The organism is Flavivirga aquatica (genome assembly GCF_001747085.1).
Classification (GTDB): Bacteria; Bacteroidota; Bacteroidia; order Flavobacteriales; family Flavobacteriaceae; genus Algibacter_C; species Algibacter_C aquatica.
Map to the genome: position 1 here is coordinate 1 of NZ_MDJD01000017.1, position 842 is coordinate 842.

Annotated in this window: 1 protein-coding gene; it reads right to left on the bottom strand. The window is 32.8% G+C overall.

Translation table 11 applies throughout. The annotated features are described in order from the left end of the window. Positions 1-687: hypothetical protein (locus A8C32_RS05110; RefSeq protein ID WP_083253260.1), on the bottom strand; the 687-nt coding region annotated here is incomplete at its 3' end. Between the last annotated feature and the right edge of the window lie 155 nt (positions 688-842).

Consider the following 842-nt stretch of genomic DNA (forward strand, 5'->3'; position numbering starts at 1 on the left):
GGCTTTACGACGCTCAAAATCTTGATCTCTGTAAGGGTCAAAAGCAGTACCTGGTGGTAAAGGGCGGTTTTTATCCATATACCAAACAATTCCAGAAATACTTTCATAACAATCACTCCCATAATTAGACATACAAAATGTAAGATTAGTTGGACGCACTATTTGTAGCATATAGGCACCAACCATATTATCGCCACCTGTACTAAAATGAAAAATAACTTTATTAAAAGGCATGGTAATATTTTTGCCCCAAAAACTGCCTGTAAAGGTAATCGTACCATCTTTACGATTTAATATATCCTCTTTTTTTGGCATGGTAAAAAAGTAAAAAATAAAGAATAGTAAAAAAAAACCTGTAAGCGAAACCATTATAATTCTACTTGTAGGCCATATGTAAAATTGCTCCCCACCCCCTCCATATAAAAAACCTAGAAAGCAAAATAGCATAATCCCCCCTCCCCATATAGGCACTACTTTAGATTCTGAATCTCGTAACAGATATTTGTCATCACCGAAATGAAAATCTCTCTTTTTACCAATATTTTCTATGGCAATATTCCAGATTTCATCTCCTTTTCTTAAAATAGCTTTTGGGACATGATGAAAGCTATTTTTTAAGTTGCCCTCTATTTTTTGAGTTTTATAACCGTGATGTGTAACGGGTCTGTAAAATGTATTCTCTGTCATTAATTACCAATTTTTAGACTTAAAAATTCGGTTTTGGTTAAAAAATTTGGGGCTTCGTTAAACTCATTGTCATACCACCCGAAACTTTTACCCAAATGGGGTTTTATAATTAAAAACATTGGTTAATATTTTATATTGGTAATGTAATCTAAATC